We start from the raw sequence: 3,303 nt of genomic DNA on the forward strand, positions 1-3,303 counted from the left end.
TATATCAGACATATATTCAATTAGCCTTATCGATCGCTGCATTTTTGCTCCCCCAAATGCTACCATTGAGCAAAGCTCACTGATAAGGAAAATAGGATGGAAAACAAAGCGATTGGATTACTCACCGGCGCGATCAAGAGCGAAGGGCAATTCCTAGCACTGGCGACAAAGATCCGCCTCAAGGATGGTCGCGATGAACTGTTGTATTTTGCGTTCCCCAAGTTAAAAGGTCTGCTGTTTACCCTGCAAACCAAACTGGCCTTGATGCAAGAAAACGGCACTTTCAACACAGCCCAAAGCAGCCAGGAAACTTACCAGGAACAAGCACGCTACCGCCAACAAGCGATGGAGTACAAAGACGCTGAATTGACAGCACCAGATGCGAAGAAGGGCGTTAAGACACTTTCAACACTGCCTGGAGACGCCTATATCACGCTGAGTATCGAGCGCGTAGACGGCCATCAGGTGAATATCGATATCCCCGATGCGGCCATCGAGATCTTCACCGGCTACATATTGCATACCTTAAAGGCGGCAGGCGGTGACGCCCTGATGGAACACGCTATCTCTAACCTGGATTTCATGGGGCTGTACTCGTTGGAGTACAAAACGAATGGCGAGCTGGACTACAAATATTTCAATCAAGATCCGTGGCAAATGAACGCACTGAAACACCACATGGCAATCCTTTACACCGTCAAAAACGGCAGCAAGCAGGAGGTCAAATGTGCGGCCATCGTCAAAACATCCATCCCAAGCGGGACGCAAGAGACACTCGACATGGCTAAGCGGGTGGCAGAGGCGAACCCTCAATTGGCCGCTTATCAGCATCGGTTTGATACCATCCATACGCACATCCTGCACAATCCGACTGACCAGCCAATGGAACTCGATGCTGCCCTGGACATATTATCCCGTCTCTACCTGACCCATTCAGCGGCAGGCACTGCTTAAGTATATATCCGATACATACCAATAAAAATATATCGGATATATTTTATAATGAATACATCCGATAAATTACCTAGATAATATCTTAGATATATCCCCGATCCCCAGCATGGCGATCGCCTCTTCCGGTTGCATCGAGAACGTCAGGCCAAGGTCGCGCGTCACGTCCAGGGCGAATATCTTCGTGTAGACCTCCGTGCTCTCGACACGTTGGTGTCCCATCAGCGCCTGCACCTTCTTGATATGCACCCCATTCAACAACAGATGCACCGCGTAACTGTGCCGGAATGTCTTCGGCACAATAGGGCGCACCGAAAACGTGACCCCGTCACGCTCAGCACGTCCTACAGCCGCCTTTAACCAGTTGCGCGGGGTTTCGCTGCTCTTGAACCCCCAGAGCGGCGTCGCCCGGCGCGTCATCACCTTGAAGGTGGCGAAATACTCCTGCACACGCCGGACGTAGGTCGGATCCGGCAAGGGCACCGCCCTGAGAGGTGGATGCTTATCCCTCTCGCGTTTCTCTTCTTCGAGGCTTTCCAGGGAAGGGCGGCCAACCGACCGGGGAGGGGCTTTACGCTGCTTAAGGGTACGCAGGCGCACGAACGGCATCAGGTCATCATGGAAGAAAAAATCGTTCGGTGTCAGCGCACCGGCTTCATTGGGTCGAGCACCGGTATTCCACAACGTTTCGAAGAACAGCCGCTGATGCATATCGGGGATATAGGACAACAGCACGGCCACTTCCGGAGCCAGCAGGTAGAGCGGCAGATCCAGGTCGGCAGCGATCGCGATTTCACGCAACCGGACGGCGTGGTCAAATCCCCACATCGGGCTGATTGCGCTACGCGAATTCTGCAAAATGTTGTGGGGCATAAGAGTCAATTTTTCAATCTCCGCAATCTGGTCACTATTGCATCACCCGGACATCAAAATAGGATGCCGGAAGGCCGGTGACGTTTATTGTGGCAGAAGGGCGGGAGTAGGGCGACGGGAATAATCCGGTGATCGGTCAGGAGGGGATTTGGGGAGTTTTCGGGTATACGCCAGAAAAACCCAATCAGGCAGGAAAGGAACCGGGCGAACGGGACGCCCGTCACCGCTGCCCGGTAGCATCAGCGGTGTGCAGGCACTTGATACTGTTGGGATTATAGCGGATTTTTGGGGGCAGGGGAGGGGAATTAGGCACTTTACCGGTAAAGCCCAATCACGCAAGCGCTATCAAAACGGAGCGCCCGAAGAGGGTAGTGATACACCCATCATGCGAAGGACAAGGCCACGCCACCCCTTATTAGCCAGCTTGTTTATCTTATAAAGTTCATTTCGTTCTTTTATGACTTTTTCCCATTCGGAACATAGCGTTATATCATCGAGATCGGTTATGTGCTTAACTTCACCATTAAACACAACCGTGTTAATACCATTTCCAACATTCATTCTCTTATTCCTTTAGGTAGATAACACTAACGCTCCGAGTAGATATGTCATTTTATTACTCCTTGTGCTTAGGAAAATAATATCATAAAAAATCTATCGCAAATGCTTGTGGTGCAATTTATTTTTTAAAACCCCCCGTTAACTTTAACCTAAAAAAAGGCCACTCTGTGGCCTTGGTGAATGTTGGTAATAGCTTTATTGGATATTTTAAAAAAAAGAAAACGAATTCCCTGGTGTTCAAAAGCCCTGGTGTTGGCTTGAATTCTTCATTACTTTTATTGCTAATAGTCAAAAATCAATAAATCATTAACTGTGATAAACTTGTTCAATATCGAACAATAAACCATCAGTGAATTCTTTTAAATGCATAAAACCTCATCAACATGATGCATAAATGCATTCATGCAATGTAAGCAAACGTTACATAAATAATTCGCACGTATAGTTCACTGGTCGTCATATGCCAGGGTGTAATATAATGAGATGAATATATTGGTTTTTATTTGGTTATCGTATCGCGGAGATATGTTTATAACAAAATGATATATCTGATTAGGGGGCTATCATATAAGATAACCTAAAGATTTCCCTGGTGTTGTTGTGTGTCTTAGCCCTATGTATATAGGGCATTTTTTTCTTTACAACAGTTGTTCCAACTCTTTCAAACACCTTCTAATTGGCCCGGTAAAAGCACTGTTGAAAACCGCGTCTATAGCGTCCAAAACTTCATTAAGTCTTTTAACTGTTAGCAATAATGTAAAATTATTGTTTGGCTCAGGTAGATCTCTCATCGCGCCAGATAAACGGTATATCAAATCCATTCTGTCTGGCACTGACAACGGAGATTGCATCCTCACAAGATTTCTAATCAAGTTAAAGCCTTCCTTCCCTATCCTAATACTGGCAATAGTCCTCTTT

4 protein-coding genes are annotated in these 3,303 nt (G+C 47.1%); 1 reads left to right on the top strand and 3 read right to left on the bottom strand.

All coding sequences use genetic code 11. The features are described from left to right. The first annotated feature begins 96 nt into the window (after nt 1-96). Nucleotides 97-954, top strand: a complete 858-nt coding sequence (gene yjeJ / locus H5P17_RS26230; protein ID WP_255478006.1) for a YjeJ family protein — start codon at nt 97-99, stop codon at nt 952-954. A 66-nt stretch (nt 955-1,020) separates the two neighbouring features. Here yjeJ and H5P17_RS26235 read toward each other — a convergent pair whose 3' ends face one another. From H5P17_RS26235 to H5P17_RS26590, 3 genes are all read right to left on the bottom strand, one after another. Then, entirely contained in the window at nt 1,021-1,824 is an 804-nt protein-coding gene (locus H5P17_RS26235) for a tyrosine-type recombinase/integrase (protein ID WP_182825891.1), read from the bottom strand. A gap of 345 nt (nt 1,825-2,169) precedes the next feature. Next, a complete protein-coding gene (locus H5P17_RS26240) occupies nt 2,170-2,385 on the bottom strand; it encodes a hypothetical protein (RefSeq protein WP_182825892.1) in 216 nt (71 codons plus the stop codon). A 638-nt stretch (nt 2,386-3,023) separates the two neighbouring features. After that, nucleotides 3,024-3,303: hypothetical protein (locus H5P17_RS26590; RefSeq protein ID WP_220496977.1), on the bottom strand; the 280-nt coding region annotated here is incomplete at its 5' end.

It is taken from the genome of Serratia sp. OS31 (assembly GCF_014164835.1).
Taxonomy (GTDB): Bacteria; Pseudomonadota; Gammaproteobacteria; order Enterobacterales; family Enterobacteriaceae; genus Serratia; species Serratia liquefaciens_A.